Annotated in this window: 17 protein-coding genes; 5 read left to right on the forward strand and 12 right to left on the reverse strand. The window is 46.8% G+C overall.

Annotation, left to right across the window (positions count from 1 at the left end):
- Positions 1-48 precede the first annotated feature (48 nt).
- The 11 genes from AAC052_RS23410 to AAC052_RS23460 all read right to left on the reverse strand — a co-directional run bounded on the left by AAC052_RS23410 (position 49) and on the right by AAC052_RS23460 (position 15,533).
- Positions 49-3,546: an ABC transporter permease gene (locus tag AAC052_RS23410; protein ID WP_339815690.1), complete on the reverse strand. Its 3,498-nt coding sequence runs from the start codon at positions 3,544-3,546 to the stop codon at positions 49-51.
- A 65-nt stretch (positions 3,547-3,611) separates the two neighbouring features.
- On the reverse strand, positions 3,612-4,283 hold the full coding sequence (locus AAC052_RS23415; protein ID WP_339815691.1) for a DUF2461 domain-containing protein: 672 nt from the start codon (positions 4,281-4,283) through the stop codon (positions 3,612-3,614).
- An 84-nt stretch (positions 4,284-4,367) separates the two neighbouring features.
- Positions 4,368-5,081: an energy transducer TonB gene (locus AAC052_RS23420; RefSeq protein WP_317490634.1), complete on the reverse strand. Its 714-nt coding sequence runs from the start codon at positions 5,079-5,081 to the stop codon at positions 4,368-4,370.
- A gap of 187 nt (positions 5,082-5,268) precedes the next feature.
- Positions 5,269-5,706: a DUF5655 domain-containing protein gene (locus AAC052_RS23425; protein WP_339815692.1), complete on the reverse strand. Its 438-nt coding sequence runs from the start codon at positions 5,704-5,706 to the stop codon at positions 5,269-5,271.
- Positions 5,707-5,712: 6 nt separating this feature from the next.
- Positions 5,713-6,288: a PhnA domain-containing protein gene (locus AAC052_RS23430; RefSeq protein ID WP_339815693.1), complete on the reverse strand. Its 576-nt coding sequence runs from the start codon at positions 6,286-6,288 to the stop codon at positions 5,713-5,715.
- A gap of 182 nt (positions 6,289-6,470) precedes the next feature.
- Positions 6,471-6,950, reverse strand: a complete 480-nt coding sequence (locus AAC052_RS23435) for a peptidylprolyl isomerase (protein ID WP_317490637.1) — start codon at positions 6,948-6,950, stop codon at positions 6,471-6,473.
- 117 nt (positions 6,951-7,067) lie between these two features.
- Positions 7,068-7,823: a hypothetical protein gene (locus AAC052_RS23440; protein ID WP_317490638.1), complete on the reverse strand. Its 756-nt coding sequence runs from the start codon at positions 7,821-7,823 to the stop codon at positions 7,068-7,070.
- A 389-nt stretch (positions 7,824-8,212) separates the two neighbouring features.
- Complete coding sequence (locus AAC052_RS23445) at positions 8,213-8,443, reverse strand: DUF433 domain-containing protein (RefSeq protein WP_317490640.1); 231 nt, start codon at positions 8,441-8,443, stop codon at positions 8,213-8,215.
- Positions 8,444-8,847: 404 nt separating this feature from the next.
- Positions 8,848-9,657 carry a DUF4249 family protein gene (locus AAC052_RS23450; protein ID WP_339815694.1) on the reverse strand — a complete coding sequence of 270 codons (810 nt, stop codon included), beginning with the start codon at positions 9,655-9,657 and terminating at the stop codon, positions 8,848-8,850.
- Positions 9,658-9,659: 2 nt separating this feature from the next.
- On the reverse strand, positions 9,660-12,416 hold the full coding sequence (locus AAC052_RS23455; protein ID WP_339815695.1) for a TonB-dependent receptor: 2,757 nt from the start codon (positions 12,414-12,416) through the stop codon (positions 9,660-9,662).
- Between the two features lie 435 nt (positions 12,417-12,851).
- Positions 12,852-15,533, reverse strand: a complete 2,682-nt coding sequence (locus AAC052_RS23460) for a valine--tRNA ligase (protein WP_339815696.1) — start codon at positions 15,531-15,533, stop codon at positions 12,852-12,854.
- A gap of 157 nt (positions 15,534-15,690) precedes the next feature.
- Here AAC052_RS23460 and AAC052_RS23465 point away from each other — a divergent pair, with 157 nt between their 5' ends.
- The 5 genes from AAC052_RS23465 (at position 15,691) to AAC052_RS23485 (ending at position 20,665) form a co-directional block, all read left to right on the forward strand.
- Complete coding sequence (locus AAC052_RS23465; protein ID WP_339815698.1) at positions 15,691-16,437, forward strand: hypothetical protein; 747 nt, start codon at positions 15,691-15,693, stop codon at positions 16,435-16,437.
- 235 nt (positions 16,438-16,672) lie between these two features.
- Positions 16,673-17,794 carry an MFS transporter gene (locus tag AAC052_RS23470; RefSeq protein WP_317490646.1) on the forward strand — a complete coding sequence of 374 codons (1,122 nt, stop codon included), beginning with the start codon at positions 16,673-16,675 and terminating at the stop codon, positions 17,792-17,794.
- A gap of 58 nt (positions 17,795-17,852) precedes the next feature.
- Positions 17,853-19,127, forward strand: coding sequence for a fumarylacetoacetase (fahA, locus tag AAC052_RS23475; protein WP_339815700.1), 1,275 nt, complete (start codon positions 17,853-17,855; stop codon positions 19,125-19,127).
- Between the two features lie 10 nt (positions 19,128-19,137).
- The gene (locus AAC052_RS23480) at positions 19,138-19,764 is read left to right on the forward strand and encodes a GDSL-type esterase/lipase family protein (protein ID WP_339815701.1); all 627 of its coding nucleotides are present in this window, start codon (positions 19,138-19,140) and stop codon (positions 19,762-19,764) included.
- 1 nt (position 19,765) lies between these two features.
- Positions 19,766-20,665: a flavin reductase family protein gene (locus AAC052_RS23485; protein ID WP_339815702.1), complete on the forward strand. Its 900-nt coding sequence runs from the start codon at positions 19,766-19,768 to the stop codon at positions 20,663-20,665.
- A 106-nt stretch (positions 20,666-20,771) separates the two neighbouring features.
- Here AAC052_RS23485 and AAC052_RS23490 read toward each other — a convergent pair whose 3' ends face one another.
- Positions 20,772-22,190 carry an HmuY family protein gene (locus tag AAC052_RS23490; RefSeq protein ID WP_339815703.1) on the reverse strand — a complete coding sequence of 473 codons (1,419 nt, stop codon included), beginning with the start codon at positions 22,188-22,190 and terminating at the stop codon, positions 20,772-20,774.
- Positions 22,191-22,222: the final 32 nt, after the last annotated feature.

Below are 22,222 nucleotides of genomic sequence, written 5' to 3' on the forward strand. Positions count from 1 at the left end.
TTTGTCGGCTAAATGTCATGTCAACGAAAACTGTTCCGGATAGTTTGACTATTCGTATCGCAAGGCGTGACTTGGATTCACCGTTACCGTTTTTAGTACGGCGAGCGTCACGCTCAAGCTGGCGATAGCGAGGATAATAGTGATAGTAATGGCGTAGGGAAGCAGGCCGATGGGCACTCTATAGGCAAAGCCAGTCAGCCATTCGTTCATAGTGAAATAAGCAACTGGCAAACCGAGTACGAAGGCTATGGCAATCAGCTTCAGAAAACTGAAATTTTCCTGCCAAAGCAGATTGCCAACAGAAGCTCCGAGGATCTTTCTTACGCCCATCTCTTTGGTGCGCTGCACCATCATCAAATAAGCCAGGCCAACAAGTCCCATGGCGGCAAGCAATAGTGCGATGGCAGCGAACAGGTTGAAAACTTTTAAAGCCTGCTTTTCAGCTTCGTAAAGCTGCTGGTTCTTTTCATCGAGGAAATAGGCCTCGTAACCAAATTTATCGTCGAAGGTATCGTAGATATTACCGATATGAGAGACAGCCTGCTGAACATTTGCGCCCTCCAGTTTCACGAGCAGATAGTTGAGCTGGTTGTAGTTAATGGTAATTAAAAGTGGTCTGATGGGAACATGCATCGACTGGAAATGAAAGTCTTTTACAATGCCGACGACCATTCCATCTACGGTTGCGTTTTCGTCATCCCACATAAGGCGGGTGCCAATCGGATCCTCAAGCCCAAGATTTTTAGCTGCTGTTTCATTAATAATATAGCTTCTGCCCAGAGAATCGAGCCCATTCGACTTATCGAACCACCTGCCGGCCACCAGATCCAGCTCCAACGGCTTGTTGCCATCGAAGTCAGTGAAAATTTCAGACACATCCACATTCACATCCGGATGGCCGACTTGATACAATCCGTTTTGATTGAATTGAGTACCCGGAATATTTGAAACCGTACCCAAGTCCTGCACACCAGGTACTTTCCTTATTTCATTTTTAAGGGCTTCCACGCTTTCCTTTACTTCGTCAGACTTCAAGTCTACCACAAGGACCTGCTCGTCGCTATACCCAAGGGGGAGCCCTTCCATAAAGCGCACTTGCGAAATAAGAATGATACTTCCAAAAACAAGAATCGCCGAAACAGAGAACTGCACGACTATAAGCCCTTTCCTCAGCCCGGTACTTTTGGTACCGGTTACAAACTTTCCTTTCAAAATTTCTCCGGCCTTAATGCGTGACACCGTGATTGCCGGAAACACGCCTGACAAGGTGCCAATCAGCAAAGCCATGATCAGTCCCAAAAGCAGGTTGGCAGGTGATAAAAGATCTGAGTAGGTAAACGCCTTTCCTGTAAGCTGCTTAAAACTATCGAAGGTGATCAAACTGAGCCCCGTCGCCAACAAAAGTGCTGCCAGGCTCGTGGTGATATTTTCCAGAAGAAACAGGGCGGTAACTTGAGCCTTATCAGCTCCTAGTGTGCGTCTTACGCCGACTTCTTTGGCACGCTCAAAAGCCCGGGCTGTCGACAGGTTGATGAAGTTGATAGCAGCAATGGCTGTGATGAACGCAATGGCTGCAAAAAGAATATAGACATAGGTAATGTTGCCGTTGGCTTCAAGCTCCCACCTTATATGGGATTTCAGATGAATATCAGTGATCGGTTGAAGAGCGAACCGAAGCTCACCACTCTTGAACCCAGCATACCAGTTGTCCGAAATTTGGCCCTGTGCGTGCAGCCACAAGGGTATTTTGTTTTCGAGGGCAATGGCATCAGTGCCAGGCGTAAGCCGTACATAATTGAAATGCCCATAATCGCCCCAGCCGAACCATTGATCCCCCGGGTCGAGGTACTTAAGGGTAACGTATGAAACAATAAACTGAGGATGGAAGTGCGAATTGGCAGGTGCATCTTTCATGACACCCGTGATGATGAGAGGATGCCCCTCAGTGTCAACCTGAAGCATCTTTCCCAGTGGGTTCTCGTCTCCAAAGTATTTAGCTGCCAGCGACTGCGTAATGATCAGACCACCTACTTCTTTGAGGGCGACGTCTTCGTTGCCTACGACCAGTTCGAAATCAAATACCTGAAAGAAGGTTGAGTCAGCAGCATATCCGTCCGGCTCCCGAAACATCACATCCTTTTCAGGATTGCGGATGTACATGGATTGCTTGGTGAGGCCCGGCCCATAGAGGGGGGTAAGTGTAACCGCCGCTTCCACTTCGGGGAACTCCGCCACCATAGCCTGAGCCAATGGGTGCGGCGTCCTTGTTTGTGGATTGCCCGACATGAAGGCTATTCTGTAGATGTCGTCGGCATGCTCGTGAAACTTGTCGTACGACAGCTCATACCTGAGGTAGGTGGCGATCATCAGCGCACTAGCCAGGCCAAGCACCAGCCCGGCAACGTTTATAAATGTAAAAGCTCTGTTTCGAGCAAGGCTTCTGAGGTAGACTTTAAAGAAATTAGTAACCATGATGCTTGAGTTTTGTATTTGATCAAAAGTACCATGAGTTACGTGTGAAGTGCGTATGAGAGTATGATTCCGACGTTCGAGATCATCATGTCGAACGTCACGATCCCTGTATTGCGACGGCGTGAGGCTGGTGAATTTTTTGAAAACAGTGTTAAAAGAAGACTTTGACATGTAGCCTACCATTTCGCCAATCTCCTCAATTCTCAGTGCCTTGTTCTCTTCCTTGCGGAGCAACTTTTTAGCTTCCAGCACTCTGTGGTAGGCCATCAGGTCAAAGAAACTCATGCCCTTGGTTTCGTTGATCACCTGAGAAAGCTGATGTGGCGATGCGAACACTTTTTTGGCCAGTCCGGCCAGGGAGGCGTCGGGCTCCAGTGCATATTTCTTTTCTGTCAGCTGGTGATCGAGCGCATTCATGATCCTGTATTTCTCAGGCTGATCAAGAGTTGAGCTGCCGTACTTCTGCTCGCTTTTCAATGGCTCATGTGCGCCCGGCCCCGAAAAGTACCAGGCCGATTGCGTGGAGAGCGCAAAGGCGCAGATGATGAACAAAATCTGTGGCGATGCTAAGGGCCAGATTTCCCGCAGAACTATTGTTATAATCATGCCGGCCATCATCAGGAAGAAGAACTTCAGCCAGATGACCTTTTTGCTGCCGGAGCCAGGGGTATCGATGCCTTTGAGTCTGGAATAAAATAGATAAGTTTTGACAAGAGCGAAAGCTTCCCACATCAAATAGATGGCTGTCACAGGCCCGGCGACTGAAGGAATGATATAACCGACAATACCTATAAAAAGAGGAGGGAGCAGTTGGAGAGTGTATAATCTGGGAATTGGTTTGTCAAAGAAGGTCAGCAGCAAGCCACTGAAGAGAAATGGAGCTGGCAAAACCAGGTACATATTAAACTCTGGGTGGTAATAGAAGATTAAACTTAGGGCTGTTACCCAAACCCATGTGTAGGTGAGCCACTGTGCATAGGGGATGGCTCTTTTTCTCAGAGCGCCAAAAGCAAGCATCGTCATTTGCCCAATGGCGATCAGTAGAATAATTTCGGAGTATCCTAAATTTGACATTTTCTGGTAATGAATGGCATTCTTTTGTGAAGACAAGCAAAACTAGCCTCCATCTGCCATATTATCTATTCCTTACTTTTATTAAGGAACTCATCAAAGGGCTGTAATACTTTAAAGACTTTCGCAGCATGATCCAAAAAATCGCCAGCAACAACCTGGCTGTCGCTCGGCTTATGGGTAGCCAGAAAGCTCTTTTGCTTCAGAAGCGCTATTTCCGGGTGATCCGCTTCGTACCCTTTGGGAGTTGTTTTCAGGGCTTCTCCCTCAATCTGACCAAAAGTGGCTTTAAACTCTTTGCTATCGAGTATTTTATGAAGCTCTGCACCATTGTAGTCTATTTCCTGTCTGATGCTTTTTAGCCAGTCTTTCTCTGGCAGATAGGCACCGCCCGCCAGCATGGAGCCGCCTGGTTCCAGATGGATGTAGTACCCGGCCCTTGTATGGATTTCAGACCGTTTTGCCGCAGCTGTCACGTGTGCGCCAAAGTGAGTTTTGTAAGGAGACTTGTCTTTGGAAAAGCGCACATCTCTATAGATGCGGAAAACACAATCTTTGGCTTTGTGATGGCCTATTGTGGGATCAAACTCAACGATTTTTGCAATAAGGGCATCGATGAAAACTTCGAATTCAGCTTTTGCGGCTTCATACCTCTTCTTGTTTTCTGTGAACCACTCCCGGTTATTGTTGTCTTTGAGTTCTTTTAGGAATTGAAAAGTGGATTTGGATATCCCTGGCATAGCGATCAGCTTGGTTAGACGAATGGTTCTGATACATAAATCTAATCAAAGCTTTCAAAAGACAGAACTCACTTAAGCGTTATTCTAGTTAGTGTTCTTGACCTTTAGTGCCCGGTAGTAGTCTCTTATATTGAACGAGACAGGTAGCACCATTCTCACAAACACTGGTTGTCCGCTTTGCTTGCCGGGAGTCCATTTAGGCCCCTCTTTTATGAGCCTGATTGCCTCTTCGTTGCAGGTCTTGCACAGCCCACGCTGCACCTTGATGGCATCAATGCTGCCGTCTTTGTTAACTACAAACTGCAGGAATACCTTTCCTTCTTTCTTCTGCTGAAGTGCGTCGGGCGGGTAGTTCATGTTTTGCTCCAGGTAGGTAGTGTAATTTTTCATGCCACCTACAGGCTCCGGGTTTTTGTCAACTATAGAATACACTTTCAGATCCACACCACCTTCCATTACCTGTTCGCCCCATTCGCCCAAACTCGCCTCGTACACCTTTTTTGAGGCTTGCATCAGCGAATCCTTTTTTGCGGGTTCGGGCGTTTCTCTGGAAAGGCTTTCCAGACTTTTGCTTACTGCATAGTAGAGCTGGTTGTTGGTAAAGTAGTTGTTGGAGACAATGGAATCGAACATGGCGACTACCTGCTGCCATTTGCCTTGCTTGAAGGAGGTGACAACCGTATCGATGTGTTCCAGGGCCGGGCCGGGATTGGAGCCGTTGGAACCCGGCGACGAGGCTCCTGCTGTCTGGCCAAAAGCCAACGAGGGTATCCATAGCACGAGTGCTAAAAAGGTCATTTTCAACATTAATTACAAAGATAAAAGAATGAGTCAACTAAAGCATAGCCTTAAGCTTACAGGGGGAAGAATGCCAGCCGGGGTTGGTTTTCAGATATGGTTGAACATGTTTAAAAAATTGGCTCCCAGCTTTTACGTGATGAAAACCAGAAGGTTTTAAAAAGAATAAAAACTTTTTATGGAAAAATCACCAGTCGTTGAACTCCTTGTTCCCATAGTCCAGTGCCAGCTTCATGTATTTTTTCACCTCGTCGTTGATGTCGTCTTTATGCATCAGCCGTAGGTAGTGCTGATAAATCTCGATGCCGGGTACTTCGCCGATGCGATGGAAGCAAAGGTTGTCCTCGTATTTTCTGGGCAGGGTAAGGGCTACATCAATAAACTCTTTGCCCACTCGTGGTATGTACCCAAACCTTAGTTTCGTACCAAAACCAATCTGTGTTTTGGCAGGGTGCACCTCAAAGTCGCCAATTTGCTTGTACTGATCAATGAAGTAGTAAAAAAGCTCTACTATTTCCGGCTTTCGTCTTTCCAGAAAGCTCTCCAGCGTACGATCGTTGCAGGAGTGATATTGGTTTTCCCTGGAAAAGCTATGGTTACATAAGGGGCACGTCCACATTTCCATTAGCAGCTAAGACTTCTTTAAGAACTTTGTTAGTAACACCAGTTGTTGGCCGTTCACTTTGCCTTCGATTTGTTCAGCATTGTCGGCGACCAGCGAAATGTTGCGGACAGCCGTCCCACGTTTGGCTGTAAAGCCGCCGCCTTTTACATCCAGGTCTTTTACGAGCACCACTGTGTCGCCATTGGCCAGGGTCATGCCGTTGCTGTCTTTGTGGACAATGACAGCCTCACCATCTTGAAGAAGGGTGCTTTGTACCCATTTTAGTTCCTCCTCGTCCAGATACATCATGTCAAGCAGGTCCTGTGGCCAGCCTTCAGCTCTTAGACCATGAAGGATTCGATAGGCTTGTACCTTTACGGCTGGCACCTCGCTCCAGATGGTGTCGTTCAGGCACCGCCAGTGATTGGGGTCGGCTGGCTCACTTTCGTTGAGTTGGGCCTGACATTTACCACACACCAGGATGCTATTGTCGAGGGTTTCGTTCTCGCCAGGTGATACGAGATAGACAGAGAGGTTTTCTATGGCTTGGCAAAGCTCACACTTTGATTCACTTCTTGCTTCGAGTTCAGATGCTACGCTCATGGTATTGGTTTAAGAGAGCGCAAAAATAAGGATTTTAAATGGAAGGAGGCAGCCGTATGGACAGCTGGAATTTCAATAAGAACCGTCACCTCGAATCCCGAAGGAGAACCGACGTAGAAAGGGTCTCCCTTGAGGAAAACAGAGTCGGATCGAGGTGACGTTACTTAATATTGATTGGTTCGTTAATGATGGTGCCCACCCGGCCCATGCACATGGCCGTGAGCCAGTTCGTCTTTGCTTGCATCACGCACGTCGAGCACCTCTACTGAAAAGTTGAGTTCAACTCCTGCCAGGGCATGGTTGCCATCGATGGTAATGCCATCCATTTCCACTTTGGTGACAGTCACCACCTGCTGACCGTTTTTAGTGCCTGCATTGAACTGCATGCCTACTTCCACCTTTTGGTCACCAAAGGCTGTACGGGGCATTTTCTGGATCATTCGTTCATCACGAACGCCATAGCCTTTCTCAGGGCTCACTTTAATTTCTACTTTGTCTCCTTTTACTTTTCCATCCAGGCCTTCTTCCATTCCAGGAATCAGATTGCCAATGCCGTGAATGTATAGTAAGGGCTGATCGCCAACGCTTGAGTCAAGCGTGGTGCCTTCGTTGTCTTTCAGTGTGTAGTGGATGGAAACCACTTTTTCTTTGCCGATTTTCATTCGTTAACTTCAATTTGTGAATTAATAAAAGGTGAAAGGTAGGAAAAAAGTTTACATGAGGGCTTTTTTGAGGAGAGACTAGTTGGTGACAACTGACGCTTGATGAGCGAGAACCACTTAGTATTTATTCAGCGAATCGTAATAGTTGACGAGGGCAACCAGCCCTTCCCGGTTCTTTTTGAGCTTATTTTTTTTCGAGAAGCGAAGAAGCTCCTCATGATGACCGGGGAGCAGATTGATAAACTTCTTAAGTTTTCTGACTTCGCTCATGCCAGCATTTTCAGTTGTAAAGTAAAAGCGTTGCTCAAAGTCCTCTGCAAGAAATTTGAACCCCGCCGGAGTGCTTTCAGCTGCACTCAGATAGCTACTCCCGACAGGTACATAAATTGGCATCCTATGATTTGAACTTGCGGCATCATGCATGATACCAGGGTCCGGTTTGTAGATTTCCTTTGCGAGCAACTCATTCTGACCTCGTCTCAGTAATTCGAAAAAACCGAATCTGGTTACTCCTTTGAACTCAAATGCTTCGGAAACGAGTACCAGCTTTTCGATATGTATTTCGCTTGCGCCACTGGTGGGGCGAATCTCAAACACTTCATCGGCGCTCTTTATTTCTATTGCATCGTTGAGCTTATGATACCTCATCATCAATGTGTCTGAAGTAAGGTCGTTGCCAATCAGAATTACTCCTTTTTTGAACTGATCATCGGGGTAATATAAACCAGCAAAGTGTTGCTGGGGCTTCCCAATTGCCTTGTAGTAGGTGATATGACTTCTGTAGTCGACGATCTCTCGGTTCTGCACATCTTTGGATTGAGCGAGAACGGTGCAACTAACGCAGATAAAAATTCCGATCAAATGGGCTTTCATGGCAAGATTCTTAAAACTTCGTTGCGGAAGGTCAATATATTCTCTCTCGTATGGAACTAGAATCTATCACAGTGAGGTGGTTTGTAAAATCATGGCTAGACTCAATTAACTTAAGCAATATTTTGGCTGGGTCTTCTGGCAAGAATTCATTTAGCCGAAAATAAACCACACCATTTTTTGGTTTGTGGCCATGTTTGAAAACCAACTCGCCGTAGTCGCTATCGTGGGTGAGAATAGTTCTTTGCTCTAGTATCGCCAAAGTCATTACCCGATGGTCGTCGATTCCTTGAGAGGATTTGGCAATCCATTCGATGTCAACCCCCTTCGAGCGAAGGAATTTTACGCTTGGCCCGGAAAAATTTTCATTGGCTAAGAATTTCACTACAGGCCTAGGATCTAATTTCTACCAGTAATCCATCTTTGACGCAATCATTCAAGTAGGCGAACACTGCCTGTAAATCTTCTTTACTTAAGTGCGGATAGCTTTCCAATAGCATGTGCTCAGTCCACCCGTTTGCCAGCCGATCAAGAACGAACTCCACAGAAATGCGGGTACCCTTGATGGTGGGTTTGCCAAGTAAGATATTCTTATCAGAAACGATTCGATCTTGCCAGTTCATAGTTAAAGATACATAAAAGTTGGAATATTGGTTTCAGATAGGGAGTTGGAGATGTTTTCAAAAAGCTTGGTAGTAGTTGTGTCCTTCACAGAAAGTTGTTCCCTAGTGGGCAAAGGCCCTTGTGAGACCCTCTCATCAGTTGCTAAATCGATTTGCGATTGGAATTACCTTAAATTTGAATTCAACCGGTTGAAATGACTTTTCTTCAAAGGTTTGAAATAATTTCAAAAAGTCTTCCAAGTATAAGTTCTTTTCCGGATCCTCTCAGGGTTTTTCAGGATGGGGTATGGTACTCTACCCGGAGACTGTCTAGTACAAAGAGACAGATTGCGCCACAGTTTTACAATGTAAATGACAGTTAGAGAAAAGCGGCGTTATACCGACACTTTTTTCCCTCTGATAGACTAATTACTAGTTACGGTTATCTGGAGTGTGTCGGAACTCGTAGCGGTGAAAACCCCTTTTGCATTGGTTAAATTGGTTTGTGGCGCATTCAGGTTTTGAGAGCTTGTGCTGTTGTTTTGATACAGTGCCGCATATTCCGGGTTCAGGTGAAATATGATGATATTATGGCGACCGGTATATTGAAACTGTTGGGAATTAATTTGATAGGCGTCACTTTGAATAGGTTCGTTTCTGAAAACTCTGGAAGGAGGCTCTTCTCCGCCAAAATCGTTAATAGCAGTAGGGTTGTCGTCGATATTCTCCACCACCACAAGGTAGTACGATGCGTCATCGTTGGTCCAGCTTATCTCCACCGGATCTGGAAAAGTGAAGCCTGAACCCGACCCCGGCGTAAAGTTTCCAAAGCTGGGCACATTGATGCTGGTGGCTGACTGAGTAACATCCCGGGGACTTGATGGGACAGTTGTAGAACCTGTCACAACTTGGTCTTTGTATTGAAAAGACACATTGTATGTTGTGCCAGATTTAACTAACAAATCAGAGCTGAAGTAAATACCTTCACCAGCAGATTGAAGCTGATAGCTCGTCTGGTCATCAGAAATGGTAATGGCTAGTCCGTCAATGTCATCAGTACCCACAGTAATACTTGTATCAAGAGGCACCTGATGAGAAACTTTGAGGCTTAAAGTTGCCCCTTCCGTCAGGTAGGCTTCTACGACCAACTCATCTTTAAAAGACGGTGTGCTATCGTCGGTGCAGGCGAAAGTGAATGCGACAACTGCGATTAGAATTATTAATCTGGCTTTCATAGTTATCGGAGCTTAAGCGTTAAGGTTAGATTGGGGGTAATGCCCAAATAGGTCACATTTGTTTCGATAATTTCTGAGTCGACTATGCTGTATTGCTTGTACCACACATTGGTGTGGTCATATAAGTTGAAAATAGAAAATGAAAGCCCGCCAATTTCCCGTTCCCGATCGGCGGAGGAGAAGGTGTAGGTAGCTGCGAGGTCGAGTCGGTGATAATTGGGAAACCGGAGTGAATTCTTATCTGTTGTGGAAAAGTAGTCGCTGGTAGTGCCATCGAGTAATGTAATGCTATAGGCGCCTGATGGCGCTGTGTAGGGGCGCCCTGTGGCGTGGACCCAGGTTGCTGAGAAACTCCATCTCTTTATGCTGTAGATGGAAACTGCTTTGAACTCGTGGGTCACGTCCTGATTAGCCGGAAAGTAGTCGTCGGAGTATACTGCAAACTTATTCCTTGTTTGTCCCAGGGTATAGCTTGCCCATCCTGTAAAGTCGCCGTATTTTTTCTGCACTAAGAACTCTATACCTTTTGCATAACCGTCTCCATTGTAGAAGTTCTCTTCAAGGCTGATCTCTCTGGGGCTGGTATTAAATCTAAGAGAATACTCCGACAGGCTATGAAGTTGTTTGTAGTAGCCTTCAACGCTGAATAGCAACTTTTTAGTTTCATAGGAACCGCCTAATATATAATGCTCTGAGGAGCTTACAGGGATGTTTTCGTCATTTGAAAGAATCCAAAAATCTCTTGACCCTGAAAGTATATCTTCACGTGTGATCCGGTTGGCAAATTGGTAAAATCTGCCGGTTGAAGCTCTTACGGTAAATCCCGCTGTAAGTGAATAGGAGGCGCTCAACCTCGGCTCCAGGTAGGGTTTCCCGGTCATATCAAAATAGGAGAGTCTTGCCCCCGGCACGACTGTGAGCTTATTTTCCATCAGTTTCATTTTGTCCTGCAGGTAAAAACCTGCGACAAGCCCCCGATCGTTTTTGTCGAGGATAGTCGACGTATCGTTTTGGCTGAACGTATAGTCGATGAGCAGCTTGCTGGCAAATGCGCCAAACCCGAGGTGGTGCTCATTGGACAAGTCGTACGTGTAGTCTGACTTTAGCGAAAAATCCCGCAAATCGTTGTTTTCGAGGGTTCCGAATCTGACAGTTTGATCGTCGCCACTATCGTTTGAAATTGAAACTGAATTTGTTAGATCTCTGTCACTGAAATAATAAGAATAGGAAGCCAGTGTCGATCCGTATAACCTGTCGGTCCAGGTGCGATTCCATTTGAGACTAAGTCCTGTATTCCCATACTTGGTCAGGTCAGTGTTCGAAACTGAAAAGTCTCTCCCGCCGCCCTGGCCGCTACCGCCACCAAAACTTGGCAAGCTGCTATTATCGAGGTCGAAGCCATTGTCAAGTTTGTCGGTGCCATTAAATACACTGAAGGATATATTATCCTTAGGCGTTAGTTTGTACGTTATTTTGGTGTTAATGTCGTAAAAGAAAGAGGAGGCTTTGGTCTGGAAATTGGCAAAGCCACGACCACCGCCGGGCCCGCCAAATCCGCTTCCAGCCTGGGCATTGTTCGTAGTGCTGTTATCGTTGAATTTATCAAAAATCTTATTGTAAATGGGGCCTTTATAGGACCTTCTGGCCGCCAGCAGAAACGTAGTTTTTCCGCCAATAGGCCCCTCTATAAATCCATTTAAACCAAGAAGGCTTATTTCAGCACCTGCGTTAAGCGCTTTGTCATTGCCATCTTTTCCGGTAATTTCTGTCACGCTCGACAGCCTTCCTCCAAACCTGCTTTCAAAGCCACCCTTGTAAAGCTGGATATCTTTTAATGCGTTTGAGTTAAAAGCAGAGAAGAAGCCATAAAGGTGGTCAACCTGGTACACCGTGAAACCATCGTATAGAACCAGGTTTTGATCCGGAGTACCACCCCTGACGTATAAGCCGGACGATGACTCATTACTTGCAGATATCCCCGGCATTAGCTGAAGGGCTCGCATCATGTCTTTTTCCCCTACATTGGGCAATTTACTCATTTGTTTGGGCGACATTTTTAAGAGACTCAAACCTTCCGCAGCATCAATTTGCATGAGGTCTTCCCTCTCACTTTGTACCACTACTTCCTGCAACTCCGTTGAGGCTGGCTCCACCTCAATGATGAGCCCCGATTTGGGTAAACTGGGGTTGAGCCTTATCGACGTGGTGTTATAGCCGATGTACCGCACTTCAAGCAACACCGTATCAGAAGGGACGCCCACTAAAGAGAAGAAGCCGTTGGCATTGGTTTGAGTGCCCAGAAGTGATCCTTTTACGGCAATTGTGGCATAGGGCAGGTTTTCACCACTAAAAGCATCCTTGACATAGCCTGATAGGGTAAAGTTGAATGATTCAGGTGGTGCAGTTGACTCCAGATTGACCGATGATGAAACTTTGACGGCAGAGGTGTCAGCTTTTCTGTCATAAATATGAATTACTTGCTCTTGATCAATGACGTATTTGAGCTTGTATTCTTTACACAGCCTATCAAGAAATGCTTCCACCGAGGTGTTCATTCCACGAAAGGTGTACCAAACCGGATTCACCTCTTCGGCATGGTTGACAATATCAACATTCAGCTCAGCGGATATTTCATTAAGTATTTGCCCGGCTTTTCCTGTGTAAAGCTTGTTGCTCAGTTTTAGGTCGGCTAATGATAATTGAGCTGAGGCAATTAGGCGAATGGAAAGCAAAACAACAATTAGTAGTGTTTTCCTCATAGAATGGTTCAGGTTTTGTGTAGTTAAAAATGATGTGTCGATTTGCAAGAGTTATTGAATCACAACTCTGTGCAAATCGTACGTCAAGTTTTGGCAATCCGCTGCTTCAGAATCACCAAAAAAGTCAAATTTTTAATCTAAAAAACCCTTACTGTCTCAATTGGCGAACGTGCGATAATTTCCTAAAAATTATTTAGATCGCTGGAAATATTCAGCGAATGCGATGGTTAAAACAGCGTATGAAGCTTTTGCTTCAATCACTTGGTTTCACGCCGAATCGTACTGAGTGCTAAATTTGATTTTAACAATAGGGTGGTGTATAAGATCGCAGATGAATCTAAACCTACTTCATAAAATAAAAAACCGGGCGTCTCCACCCGGTTTCCATTATCATCTAAAGCCTCGAAGCCTAATCTCAAATCGTAAATCTGCGAATCAGAAGTTCTTCAACGCCTCTTCCAAACTCTTGATCTTCCCTTCGGCATCTGCCATCTTCTGCTTTTCCATGGCTACTACCTGCTCGGGTGCACCGGCCACAAAACGTTCGTTGCTGAGCTTCTTCATTACAGAAGCCAGAAAGCCCTTGGTGTAGGCCAGTTCTTCTTCCATTTTCTTTCGCTCAGCCTCCACGTCAATCTTCTCGCTCATAGGGATATAGAACTCGTCACCTTTGATCACAAACTGCGTGGCATTATCCACTTTGTCGGAGGTGAAAGTTACAGAGCTCAGGTTGCCCAGCTTCTGCATGATGGGCATGAAAGATTCGTATAATTCCTTCTTTTGTGTATTAATCAGCAGTTCCAGCGCCTCTTTGGGAGACAATCCTTTTGCATTTCTTGTGTTCCGGCACTGCCCCACCGCTTCAAATGCCCAGCTGGCCTGCTCCAGCAGCTCCGCATCAAATGGCTTTTTCTCCGGCCATTCGGCTACGATGATGCAGTCTTTGTCGCTTCTTTCTTTCATGGCATGCCACAGCTCTTCGGTAAGGAAAGGCATAAATGGGTGAAGTACCTTCATCAGGTCTTCAAATAACCTGATAGTGGCATCGTAAGTGGCTCTGTCAATCGGTGCCTGGTAGGCAGGCTTAATCATTTCCAGGTACCAGCTGCAATAGTCGTCCCAAATGAGCTTGTATACCGTCATGAGCGCATCGCTCATGCGGAACTTCTCGAAGTGGTCTTCCAGCTCTGCAAGGGCCTGGTTGAAACGACTCTCGAACCAGCGAATGGCCATTTCGTTGTCCTTGCCCGAAAGGCTGTCATCTATTTCCCAGCCACTTACCAGGCGGTAGGCGTTCCAAATCTTGTTGGAGAAGTTGCGGCCCTGCTCCACCAGCTTCTCGTCAAACAACAGGTCGTTGCCTGCCGGCGAGCTGAAAAGCATGCCGGTGCGCACCCCGTCGGCGCCGAAGTCACGGATGAGGTCGAGCGGGTCGGGCGAGTTGCCCAGCGACTTCGACATTTTTCGGCGCTGCTTGTCACGCACAATGCCTGTGAGGTACACATCTTTAAACGGACGTTGATCAGTATACTCATAGCCTGCAATGATCATACGGGCCACCCAGAAGAACAGGATTTCCGGAGCTGTAACCAGCGTGTCGGTAGGGTAGAAGTAGCCTAGGTCTTTGGTTTTTGATAAGTCGATTTTGCCTGTTGCCTTGTCGAAGCTTTCGTCGGCAAAGCCGCCAAAGGTCTCAGTAGGCCACAACCAACTCGACGCCCAGGTGTCCAGCACATCGGAGTCTTGCTTCAGCTCTTCAGCCTTCATTGCAGCATTGCCACTTGCCTTTTTGGCCATTTCCAAAGCTTCTTCAATGGTTTCGGCTACCACAAAGTCGTTTTCGCCTTCGCCGTAGTAGTAAGCGGGAATGCGGTGACCCCACCAAAGCTGCCGACTGATACACCAGTCACGCACGTTTTCCATCCAGTACGCATAGGTGTTCTTGAACTTGTTGGGATGCAGTTTCACCTCATCGTCCATCACCGCTTTGTAAGCACGGGTGGAAATATCTTTCATTTTAATGAACCACTGTAGCGAAAGCTTGGGTTCCACCACGGTGTTGGTTCTCTCGGAGCGACCTATTCTGGTAACGAACTCCTCTGACCCAACAAGGATGCCAGCAGCGTCGAGGTCTTTTACGACCATTTTCCTTACCACAAAGCGATCTCTGCCTACATAAGCAGGCACTTCACACTTTTCGTTCAATGTGCCGTCGAGGTCGATGGTGTCGATTACCTGCAGGTTGTGGCGCTGTCCAATCTCGTAGTCATTGGGGTCATGGGCAGGTGTTACTTTCAGGCAGCCGGTACCAAACTCCTTGTCAACGTAGTCGTCGGCAATGATCGGAATTTCCCTATTGATAAAAGGCACAAGGGCATGCTTGCCGATCAAATGCCTGTAACGCTCATCTGTTGGGTTGACAGCAATGGCAGTGTCACCCATAATGGTTTCTGGCCGCTGCGTCGCAATGACTACAAACTCATCGGGGCTGCCTTTGATGGCATATTTTACAGAGTAAAGCAGCGACTTCTCGCCGTCCTCCTTGTAGATTACTTCTTCGTTGGAAAGGGCAGTTTTGGCTTCGCAGTCCCAGTTGATCATGCGCAGGCCACGGTATATGTAACCCTTCTTGTGCAGGTCAACGAATACCCGGATTACCGCTTTATAGTAGTCGGGGTCCATGGTGAATGCCGTACGATCCCAGTCGCAGCTGGCACCCAGCTTTTTGAGCTGCTCCAGGATGATGCCGCCGTATTTTTCTTTCCATTCCCAGGCATACTTCATGAACTCGTCTCTGCCGATCTCCGATTTCTTGATGCCTTTTTCACGCAGCATGGCTACCACCTTGGCTTCCGTAGCGATAGAGGCATGGTCGGTGCCCGGTACCCAGCAAGCCTCAAAGCCCTGCATACGGGCCTTACGGATGAGTATGTCCTGAATCGTGTTATTGAGCATATGGCCCATGTGCAATACGCCGGTGACGTTTGGTGGAGGGATGACGATTGTGTAAGGTTTCTTGTCCGGATTGGGTGTGGCTTTGAAAAAACCTTGTTCCATCCAGTGCTTGTACCATTTGTCCTCTACCTGAGTCGGGTCGTATTTGGTAGCCAGTGCCATAAAGTGTCTGTATCTTCTTTTGTTGAAATTCGAGGGGCAAAAGTAATCAAAATCTGAAAGAATGAGGGTGTGACTCCCCCTGCTTTGTTAAACTTTCGAAGTTTATGGAGATTAGTGTTATCGACTTATATTTTTCCAGATGACTATGATAAACTTAATGCGGAAAGTATTGGTGATAGCCTTTTTGGTTTGCGACATTTTGGTGTACGCTCAGTCAGGTAATCACGGCGCTGAGAAGGCTGCCTGGATGAAGGCTGTGACGTCAGAGGAAGTCGACCTCGGCAAGAAATATACAGACAAGGCCATTGTGGTGCATGCTGATAGTGAGGGATTGAAAACCATAGATGTAGATAACATTTCCGACTTCTATAAAAACCGAAGGTGGGAAAGGGTGGAGTCATTGACTTCTATTGCAGCCTTTAACGCTAGTACGCACATTGGCTATGAGATAATCACTTTTAGAGCTAACAATGAAAACTATATTCAACTTGTCATCTGGAACCAAAAGGAGGGTAGGCCACTGAGGGAACTTGAAGTACTTGCGAAGTCTGAAAGCGAAGACAATGTAGGCCACGAGGCGATCGATGCGGCAAAAGACGAGTGGATTCGGGTTTGTAATGAGCACGATCCTTTGAAGTTGGTAGCCGAGCGGTATATGCCCGACGCTTTGTACTATAATCATAAACCGTTGGTTGTGGGCACTGAAGCGATAGCAAAAGAATACGGATATATGGGTAACTCCAGCTACCAATTGAACCTGACGCCGCTGGTAACTAAAACGGCGACCTCAGACCTGGCATTTGAAATTGGGCAGTGCTCGGGGAGTTACCAGGGGAAATATCTGTTGGTTTGGCGCAAGAGTGCGAAGAATGGCTGGCAGGTAGCGTTCGACTCGAATATTTGAGTTCTGATAATTAATGGGTTAACTTAGGCTGAGGAGCTTTTTGAATCCAGACGTGCCCTCCTGCTGGAAGCCTGGCGATGTTAATGTGTATAGTGGTCGCCACCTGGGCACTTAATTCATTGGGCTAAAATTTTCAAAACAAGAAATCCAATTGAAGGTTTCTTCACGTAAGTAGCTTCATAATGTTTCTTTGAACATTAGTAACCTTACAAAAACGAATTAATTAACAACTAAAATGGAATTAACTGCAACAGCACCTTCAACCTCTGGCGAAATTCAATGGAAGCAACTATGGAGCCTCGTAGCCCTTTATGCATCGGTCATTATCGGCTGGATTGCCTACTACAACTACCAGCCAATACTCCTTCATAAATACAATTTTACTGACCTCACTCTATTTCTTTTTATAGCTCAGGGTATTATTATGGTGGTTACCCCACCTATTGCCGGACTTTTGGGTGACCGGTTCAGAAAATCAAAGGGCAACAGACTTCCGATCATTAGTGCTGGTATCAGTGCTGCGGCCATGGTTTTTATGTCTGTGGCATTTACGCTGATCATGGATCCGGGAGAAACCTTTAAATGGATACTTCCTATCCTTATTGTATTCTGGCTGGCCTCCATGAGTATTTTCACCAGCCCTGCTATTTCTACGATTGACCTGTTTGCACCATCAAATAAATTACCAAGGGCGATGGCCATTATCACTATTGTGTATGGTGCGTTGTATGCTCTCGAGCCAGTGATTGTCGATCTGGTGGATTTCCTGGGAGCGCCAATTACTTTCGTTGTTGGAGGCATAATTACAGCCGGTTCAGGCTTCTTGATGAAAAAGAACATGGGCAATAGCCTGGACGGTATTGTGACTGACGTAAAGAAAGAGGACACAAAGAAATCTGACTATACTTATGCATTTATTGTCGGTTTGGCTTTTGGGGTGTCCACTACGATTCTTTTCAACTTGTTTCCAGGTTGGTTGGAGCCTAAAATAGGACACGTATTTGACGTAAGCAGTAGTGTGATTATTTCCATAGTGCTCTTCCTCTCAGCTGTATTCTCACTGCCGATAAGCCGAATGGTTGAAAAACGTCCAATTTACATTTCGTTGTTGATTAGTATCATAGCCATCTTTGCTATCATCTACGCCATTTACTTTGTAGAAAACTCATACGTAACCATCGTATTGCTTTTACTTTTCTCCTTCTTCTACAGCATGGTATCTGTATGTGGTCTTCCGGTGGCTTTGAGCGTGATCAACGACAAGAACAAAGTGTTTGGTGTGGGCATCTTCTTTAGCGGCTTTGAATTGCCCAACGGAATTCTCGAAGCGGTACTGGTGGCTCAGGGACTTTACTAATTAAGATTCCTTGATCATTCTTTTAACTTTGCTGTAGTTGAAAGAACAAGACCCAAAGATGATTATAACAGCAAACGATCCCTCATTAAAATCATGGGTAGAAGTCAGGCCAGGGTCTGACTTCCCCATTCAAAACCTTCCCTTCGGTATTTTTCAAACAGCGGACACCCAGCCAAGAGTTGGTGTGGCCATCGGCGACTATGTGCTTGACCTCAAAATGCTGGCCCACGAAGGGTTTCTGGAGGCGCTTCATATACCGGAATCGGTGTTCGCCCAACCCTACCTGAATGAATTGATGGCCTACGGAAAGGAAAAGATCACTGAGGTGAGGAACAGAATAGCCGACCTTCTCAATGTTGAAAATGAAGATCTCCAGGATGAGGAGGATTTGCTGGCTGACCTGCTGGTGCCGATGAAAGAGGCGAAAATGCTCATGCCGGTGCTGGTGCGGGACTACACCGATTTCTACTCCAGCAAAGAGCACGCCACCAATGTAGGCACCATGTTTCGTGATCCGGCTAATGCCTTGCTGCCTAACTGGAAGCACTTGCCGGTGGGCTATCATGGCAGGGCGTCGTCCATCATTGTCAGCGGGGAACCTATACGTCGGCCGAAAGGGCAGCGAAAAGATGGCGACAAAGACCAGCCGGTGTTTGGGCCGAGTGGGCGCCTCGACTTCGAATTAGAAATGGCATTTATCACCTGCAAAGAGAACAAGCTGGGTGAAAGCATTTCTACATCGGAAGCTGATGACTACATTTTCGGCTTTGTACTTTTCAACGATTGGTCGGCCAGAGACATGCAAGCATGGGAGTATGTGCCGCTCGGGCCGTTTCTTGCCAAAAATTTTGCGTCGTCTGTGTCGCCGTGGGTGGTGACCCTCGATGCACTGAAGCCATTTAGAGTGGCGGGCCCAACGCAGGAACCGGAAGTTTTGTCTTACCTGAAGGCCGAAGGTCTCAACAACTTTGATATCAACCTCGAAGTGGGGATTCAGCCAAAAGGAGGTGCCGAGAAAGTGGTGTGCCGATCCAACTTCAAACACATGTACTGGAACATCCGCCAGCAGCTAGCCCACCATACTATCAACGGATGCAATATCAATGTTGGCGATATGTATGCTTCCGGCACCATCAGTGGCCCAACGCCCGATAGCTATGGATCCATGCTGGAGCTGGCCTGGAAAGGAACGAAGCCCATTCCAATGCCGGATGGTAGCACAAGAAGCTTTCTTCAGGATGGTGACACGGTAACCATGCGTGGCTTTGCAGAAAAAGATGGGATAAGAATTGGTTTTGGTGAAGTAAAGGCTGAAATTTTACCAGCTACTTAAACGCTGTCCTATGAAATCCATTCTTCTTACACTTATGCTTGCAGGTTTTTTTATGGTTAAAGCCCAACCAATCAAAGTGGCTTGTGTTGGCGACAGCATCACTGAAGGTCATGGCATTGACGAGGAAGAAAAACGATATCCTCAGGTGCTGGGCAAGCTGCTGGGCAATGGCTATGACGTTAGAAACTACGGCATCAGCGGCCGAACGCTTTTGAAGCAAGGCGACTTTCCCTATTGGAACGAACCGAAGTACAAAGAGGTGTTGGCCTGGCAGCCTGATATTGTTGTTATCAAGCTGGGCACGAACGACAGCAAGCCACAAAACTGGAAATACAAGGGAGACTTTATTGACGAGTACCTGGAGTTTATCCAGTCATTTGCTTCGTTGCCCAGCCAGCCAAAAATTTACATTTGCCTGCCGGTGCCGGTTTACAAAGACGCTTTTAATATTACCGAGGAAGTGGTAAAAGGAGGCGTAATTCCCAGAGTGGAGCAAACGGCAAAAGAGGCCAAATTGAAAACGATTGACCTTTACAAGGCGTTGTCGGGGCATCCCGAAATGTTTCCTGACGGAGTGCATCCCAATGCCGCCGGAGCAAGCCTGATAGCCGAAGCTGTTTACAAGAAAATCAAATAACATGGATCAGCTGATGACCATTGACCCGAAGGATATAAGCGTTCCGGCTTTGCACGGGCTTATGCAGGGAGTGGTAGCCCCGAGGCCTATAGCATTTGCCAGCACAGTTGATAAAGATGGAAAGGTCAATCTCAGCCCTTTCAGCTTTTTCAATATGTTTAGTTCCAACCCACCCATTCTTATTTTTTCTCCATCAAGAAGGGTGCGGGACAATTCCACCAAACACACATTGGACAATGTGCACGAACATGGCGAAGTGGTGATCAACATTGTGAACTATGCCATGGTGCAGCAAATGTCGCTGTCCAGTACAGAATATGAGAAAGGCGTCAATGAGTTTATCAAGGCTGGGTTTACGGAAGTTCCTTCAGAAAAAGTGAAGCCGCCGAGGGTAGGGGAGTCGCCAGCAGCTTTTGAATGTAAGGTGAAACAAATCATTCCGCTCGGAGACCTGGGCGGTGCTGGCAATCTGGTGATTTGTGAGGTGTTGCTCATGCATTTCAAAAAGGAGATATTGGATGAGCAGGGAAGGGTGGATACAGAAAAGGTGGATGCAGTCGCCCGCATGGGAGGCAACTGGTATTGTAGGGCCCACGGTGAGGCATTATTTGAAGTGCCGAAGCCCCTCGAGACCAAAGGCATTGGGGTGGATCAGCTACCTGAGCGTATAAGGCTAAGTAATGTGCTTACTGGCAACGATTTGGGCATGTTAGGTAATGTGGAGCACCTGCCAAGCGATGCAGAGGTAAGAGAGTACCATAAGCACGAGAAGGTACAACTGCTGGTAGCGGAATACGAAAATGACCCAACTGGTTTTGAGGAGGCACTGCATCAGCTCGCCCAGCAATACCTGCATGATGGGTATGTGGAGATAGCGTGGAAGATTTTGTTGCAGATTTAGAAAGAGCGGAGAAAAGGAAAGCCGCCCCTTCCGGAACGGCCTTGCCTACTACTACATCCTACTTAAACTACTTGTTATTCAGTAAACTCTTAGCAGCCAGGATGCTTCAGTCAAGCAGTTCGTAGGCTATCTGCGGTTTCCCACGCTCGCCTCCCTGCATCAATGCAGTAAATTTCAGTTTGTAGTAGTTGCCACTTGTGTCTTTGATCACGTAGAACCTGTCCTCATATACACCCGGCTGACTTCCACCAGGCCCACCTGTTACTCGCCAGGTCGAGCCGATAGCAGTCTGGCTTTCACTGAATTCCAGGCTGGCTATGTCGCTGCTGCTGAAGCTCTCGTAGCTTTTAGTTTCCGTTACCACCATGGCCGTTTCTACTCCGGCTGTATTTTGCAATACGATGTCCTGGAAATAGTAAGGGATAGCGCCGCCGCCAAAATTGGTGGAATTCATAAAGCCCGTCCAGGCAATGTCCCACTTGTCTTTGGCTGGCTCTACGTCCACAATGCCGTCTTCAAAGTGTGCATAGACAAACTGCTGAGTTTCTACTTTGTCAATTTCGATTTCTTCAAAAGTGGTAGCGGAAATGTCGGCATACTGAAGAAGGTAGCCGTCTGCCGTTTGGCTTATCTTGATTTTCTTCCAGCCTCTTGCTTCACCAGGTGCGCCAGCAGTAGCGGCAGGCGCTTCTCCCCGGTTGATGATATACACAACATTTTCATCTGCACTAGCTGAAATTTCTGCAATGGCCGTTTTGTCCAGGTCACCGCTTGGATCATCAATCCAGCCAAAAGCATCGGTAGAAAAGGCGTTGATGCTCATGGCTGCTGCAAACCCAACTGTGTCGGTAGCAGTTACTTCTGCGAGATCAGTCTTTTCCAGTGCCTGGGCAAACATGGTTACCGATGAGTTGAGAATGACTTTGAAATCGGCTCCCGAATAGAAGCCAAGATCCCAACTGTCACGGTTCACTGCTGTTTGCCGGTTGGCGCTCAGGTCGATAAACACCTTGTTGGGGTAGGTAGCTCCTCCTCCTTCGATGTCGATCTGACCTTGTGCCGCCAATATCTCAGCAAAGCTGAGCGTCATGGTGGCGGTGGTGCCAGGCAAAAGCCCATCGGTAGAAGTTGAGAGGGTAAACGTGATCACCTCATCTCCGTCGAAAAGAGCTCCGTCAACCTTAGAAACTGTGAAGGATGCCTGCTCGGAGCCTTCAGCAACTGTAAGGGTGATTGCGTCGTTGCTTGCTGCGGGCGTGGTGGTGAACTTGGTTCCGTGGGCAATGTTTTCTCCGGAAAGCTCCACCGTTATATTAGCTGTTGCCACGTCCAGGGCTCGTGAAAATGAGAGAACCACCTCAAGTTCGCTTTCATCTTCAGTAATGCTTTGCTGAGCTGATGGGAAGTTAACAAGATTGTCAGGAAGCGCCGGTTCATCGTCGCCGCATGCTGTTAAAATGGCTGCCGAGCATATTGACAGGATAAAATATTTGGCTTTTATCCAATGCGTAATTGTTTGTTTCATCTGTATAAAATTTACTTTTTAGCGGCCAGATG

It is taken from the genome of uncultured Imperialibacter sp. (assembly GCF_963974565.1).
Classification (GTDB): Bacteria; Bacteroidota; Bacteroidia; order Cytophagales; family Cyclobacteriaceae; genus Imperialibacter; species Imperialibacter roseus.

What these genes read in the sequence shown, in the direction of transcription:
- AAC052_RS23470 (WP_317490646.1), top strand. Translation starts at nt 16,673, where the DNA reads ATGGAATTAACTGCAACAGCACCTTCAACCTCTGGCGAAATTCAATGG.
- AAC052_RS23445 (WP_317490640.1), bottom strand. Translation starts at nt 8,443, where the DNA reads ATGAACTGGCAAGATCGAATCGTTTCTGATAAGAATATCTTACTTGGC.
- AAC052_RS23455 (WP_339815695.1), bottom strand. Translation starts at nt 12,416, where the DNA reads ATGAGGAAAACACTACTAATTGTTGTTTTGCTTTCCATTCGCCTAATT.
- AAC052_RS23490 (WP_339815703.1), bottom strand. Translation starts at nt 22,190, where the DNA reads ATGAAACAAACAATTACGCATTGGATAAAAGCCAAATATTTTATCCTG.
- fahA (WP_339815700.1), top strand. Translation starts at nt 17,853, where the DNA reads ATGATTATAACAGCAAACGATCCCTCATTAAAATCATGGGTAGAAGTC.
- AAC052_RS23440 (WP_317490638.1), bottom strand. Translation starts at nt 7,823, where the DNA reads ATGAAAGCCCATTTGATCGGAATTTTTATCTGCGTTAGTTGCACCGTT.
- AAC052_RS23485 (WP_339815702.1), top strand. Translation starts at nt 19,766, where the DNA reads ATGGATCAGCTGATGACCATTGACCCGAAGGATATAAGCGTTCCGGCT.
- AAC052_RS23480 (WP_339815701.1), top strand. Translation starts at nt 19,138, where the DNA reads ATGAAATCCATTCTTCTTACACTTATGCTTGCAGGTTTTTTTATGGTT.
- AAC052_RS23425 (WP_339815692.1), bottom strand. Translation starts at nt 5,706, where the DNA reads ATGGAAATGTGGACGTGCCCCTTATGTAACCATAGCTTTTCCAGGGAA.
- AAC052_RS23450 (WP_339815694.1), bottom strand. Translation starts at nt 9,657, where the DNA reads ATGAAAGCCAGATTAATAATTCTAATCGCAGTTGTCGCATTCACTTTC.
- AAC052_RS23415 (WP_339815691.1), bottom strand. Translation starts at nt 4,283, where the DNA reads ATGCCAGGGATATCCAAATCCACTTTTCAATTCCTAAAAGAACTCAAA.
- AAC052_RS23420 (WP_317490634.1), bottom strand. Translation starts at nt 5,081, where the DNA reads ATGACCTTTTTAGCACTCGTGCTATGGATACCCTCGTTGGCTTTTGGC.
- AAC052_RS23435 (WP_317490637.1), bottom strand. Translation starts at nt 6,950, where the DNA reads ATGAAAATCGGCAAAGAAAAAGTGGTTTCCATCCACTACACACTGAAA.
- AAC052_RS23460 (WP_339815696.1), bottom strand. Translation starts at nt 15,533, where the DNA reads ATGGCACTGGCTACCAAATACGACCCGACTCAGGTAGAGGACAAATGG.
- AAC052_RS23410 (WP_339815690.1), bottom strand. Translation starts at nt 3,546, where the DNA reads ATGTCAAATTTAGGATACTCCGAAATTATTCTACTGATCGCCATTGGG.
- AAC052_RS23465 (WP_339815698.1), top strand. Translation starts at nt 15,691, where the DNA reads ATGCGGAAAGTATTGGTGATAGCCTTTTTGGTTTGCGACATTTTGGTG.
- AAC052_RS23430 (WP_339815693.1), bottom strand. Translation starts at nt 6,288, where the DNA reads ATGAGCGTAGCATCTGAACTCGAAGCAAGAAGTGAATCAAAGTGTGAG.